The 3,137-nt window shown below is 35.3% G+C and carries 4 protein-coding genes; 2 read left to right on the top strand and 2 right to left on the bottom strand.

What is annotated here, in order from left to right; translation table 11 throughout:
• Positions 1–280 precede the first annotated feature (280 nt).
• Positions 281–1,342, top strand: coding sequence for a phosphoribosyltransferase-like protein (locus ACIR310F_RS0101185; protein WP_028082241.1), 1,062 nt, complete (start codon positions 281–283; stop codon positions 1,340–1,342).
• A gap of 16 nt (positions 1,343–1,358) precedes the next feature.
• The gene (locus tag ACIR310F_RS0101180) at positions 1,359–2,339 is read left to right on the top strand and encodes an NADAR family protein (protein WP_028082240.1); all 981 of its coding nucleotides are present in this window, start codon (positions 1,359–1,361) and stop codon (positions 2,337–2,339) included.
• 138 nt (positions 2,340–2,477) lie between these two features.
• Here the strand turns inward: ACIR310F_RS0101180 and ACIR310F_RS0101175 are convergent, their stop codons facing one another.
• Both ACIR310F_RS0101175 and ACIR310F_RS0101170 read right to left on the bottom strand, forming a co-directional pair.
• Positions 2,478–2,819, bottom strand: coding sequence for a DUF5615 family PIN-like protein (locus ACIR310F_RS0101175; RefSeq protein WP_028082239.1), 342 nt, complete (start codon positions 2,817–2,819; stop codon positions 2,478–2,480).
• Positions 2,816–3,049: a DUF433 domain-containing protein gene (locus ACIR310F_RS0101170; RefSeq protein WP_027402866.1), complete on the bottom strand. Its 234-nt coding sequence runs from the start codon at positions 3,047–3,049 to the stop codon at positions 2,816–2,818. Before ACIR310F_RS0101170 ends, ACIR310F_RS0101175 begins: the two co-directional genes overlap by 4 nt.
• Positions 3,050–3,137: the final 88 nt, after the last annotated feature.

Genomic DNA, 3,137 nt, shown 5'->3' with positions numbered 1-3,137 from the left:
AGTTACTTCTTTCTTTGGGTAATTTATCCCGTGAAGAATTGTTACAAAGATTGCGGAATGAGGAAGTTTAGGGTAGTATATTTTTTGGCAGTTTAAGGAGATTTCCCAAACTGCTGATTTTTGTTTGATTTAGATAAAGGTTGATGCTGATGCTTTGACTGAGTTGGAGAAGTTTTTGGCGAAAGAACCTGTAGTGCCAGGTTAATAGTAATTAACTGGGTATTATCCGCCCAGTTATCTTAAATTAATAGTAAAGTTGTAAACTCAAAACTTCTATATTATGTCCAACCAGCGTCAAATTCTTCTTAATTCTATAGCAACGACAATTGCCGATTATAGACAAGGTGAAATTGCTGTTATTGATCCAAACCACGTAGACAAATGGGTGAGGCAGTTTGATCAATTTGGCTTTGATGAAAATACTCAGCAGGTTATTCTTGAGCAAATGGATCGTATTCTCAAGAATTACTACATTTCTCATAGCATAGCTCAAGATTTCATTACCAAAGTTTTGACTTCTGAAAAACTTTTTGGATCTAACCATGCTGATATAATACGCAAGGTTCATTTTTTACAAATTCAAACTAAAGGAAATAGTCAAAATGATCTACTAAATCTCACTGATCAATGTTTACAGAATTTGTATGGTCTTAATCTTGAAGATTGCGGCAAATTACCAGTCATATATATTTATTTAGACGATTGCTTGTATTCTGGAAATACAGTAAGGCGTGATATTGAGTCCTGGTTGCCTAATGCTATTGAAGGAACAACATTACATTTAATATTTTTTGGATTTTATACTGGTGGATATGAATATTCAAAAAAAATAATTGAAGAAAAAGGTAAAGTAAAGAATATTACAGTAAAATTTTGGCGACTACATGAATTTCATAATAATCGTTGGAAACCATCAAGATTTGACTGCTTTTGGACAAGCGAAATTTCTGAAGATGAATTAGTTGATAGATTCGTTCAACAAGTAAACGAAGATCGCCAGAATACAAATAAATCTCTACCATCTCTATTTCGTCCTAATAATCTACCAATTGAAGACAACATATTTTCTTCACCTACTGATCGTAAAGTTATTGAGTCTGCGTTTCTAAAAGCTGGTGCTTACATTGTCTCATTGCCAAAAAATCCAAATTCAAGTATGCGACCTTTAGGGTATGACTATCTTAAGTCACTAGGATTTGGTGCAATTTTGGTAACATATCGTAATATTGCCAATAACTGCCCTTTGGCATTATGGTGGGGTGATTCTAATAAAGCTTATCCACTAAATGCGTGGTATCCCCTGTTTCCTAGAATAGTTAATGAACATTACTCCAATCCCTGAATAGGAGAAATTTAAGATGGTAGCAGCATTAAAGCTTCCTGAATCAAGAACATATAATAGGCAAGATTGTATTACTTTTCGCAAAACGGCTGAAAGATTTGGTGGATTATCCAACATGGCAGGAGGATACCCATTATTTGTCAACGGTGTTAGGATTCTTACTTCTGAAGCATTGTATCAAGCCTGTCGTTTTCCTCATATACCTGACGTACAGCGTTTAATAATTGCTGAACGAAGTCCCATGACAGCAAAAATGAGGAGTAAACCTTATCGTGATAATTCCCGTGTTGACTGGGATTTAGTTCGGACAAAAATTATGCGCTGGTGCTTACAGGTAAAGCTCATTCAGAATTGGGAAAAATTTAGTAGTCTCTTACTTGAGACAGAAAATCAACCAATTGTTGAAGACTCGAGAAAAGATGATTTTTGGGGAGCTAAACCAGTAGATGAAGAAATCCTTATTGGAATAAATGTTCTCGGTCGATTACTAATGCAATTAAGAGAACAGGTCAAAACCGGAGAAATTACTTCCCAAACAATTGTAAGACCTCTATCAATTCCAAACTTTCTACTTTATGAGCGAGAAATAAATCCAGTATCAACAGATGGCGAATGTTATCTAGATAGCAACGCAGAAGTTTCAGTTGAAGTTGAGAACGAAGTAGCTAGTCAACTAACTCCAGAAGTAGTTTTACTGAGTGAGGATAAATATGAGATAGTTGGTAACAAAAATGATACTGCAAATAGCATTGTTGAAATTAAGAGTGATTTTAACAAATACGATGCTTTCCATATAGTGTTACCTCATATTGAGGAGTTGTTGAAGACAGAATGTACGGATAAAGAGTTAGCTGAACGTTTAAATATTCCTTTAACTTTAATGCGTACTTGGTTAGAAAGAGCAGTAAAACTAGGTAAGATTTCAAAGCTTCGTAAACCCGTTAGATATGTTTTAGAATGCCAATTATCTTTACTTAACCAAGTGTCGAATTTGTGATTTTGGGAGTGCGATAGCGAAGCGCACCGAAGGTATCGCTTGCAGGATGATTTTGGGAGTACGATCGCTTATAGGATGATTTTGAGGAGTACGATAGCGAAGCGCACCGAAGGTATCGCTTTGAGATAAAGTAATTATTTACCGATTATTACTAATTTCCACAATCATTTCTCCTTGCCGTAATTGTTCCAAAGCATCAGGTAAAGTAATTGTCAGAAGTTGACGCAGATTGCGATTCGTCACATTTCCACAAGTTAACCAAAGGATTTGAGGAGGTATTCCTAACCGACAAACCAAATCAACAAAATCACTGTCTTTCGTCATGATTATGACATTAGCGATTTTTGCAGATTCAAAAATTTCGATATCTTTAGCATCACGTAAACCAATATCTCTTAATGAAAATGCTTCTATAGCAAAAGTATCTGTTACCCAAATTGCCAATGTTGGTGGTAACTGTGCATCAATCCAAATTTTCATGCTGTCAACCGCACAAAATCAGTCCGTCGTGCAGCAAACACAAGACAAGCTTGGATATCTTCCGGTTCTAAATCAGGAAAGTCTTCTAAAATTTCGCTAATGCTGACATTTTCTGCTAACATTTCTAAAATGTCGCTAACTCTAATTCTCATTCCGCGAATGCAAGGACGACCCCCACATTGACCAGGTATTTGTGTAATACGAGTTAATAATTCGTTCATTGAGTTAATTAGTGATTTTCATAAAGAATATTGTACCATTATTTTTGATATAATGAAATGACTCGACAATCTCATGACCAATTCCCTAAAGAATATC

It is taken from the genome of Dolichospermum circinale AWQC310F (genome assembly GCF_000426925.1).
Taxonomy (GTDB): Bacteria; Cyanobacteriota; Cyanobacteriia; order Cyanobacteriales; family Nostocaceae; genus Dolichospermum; species Dolichospermum circinale.
The sequence above is the reverse complement of the archived record's forward strand: the minus strand, read 5'-3'. Positions and strand labels throughout refer to the sequence as shown.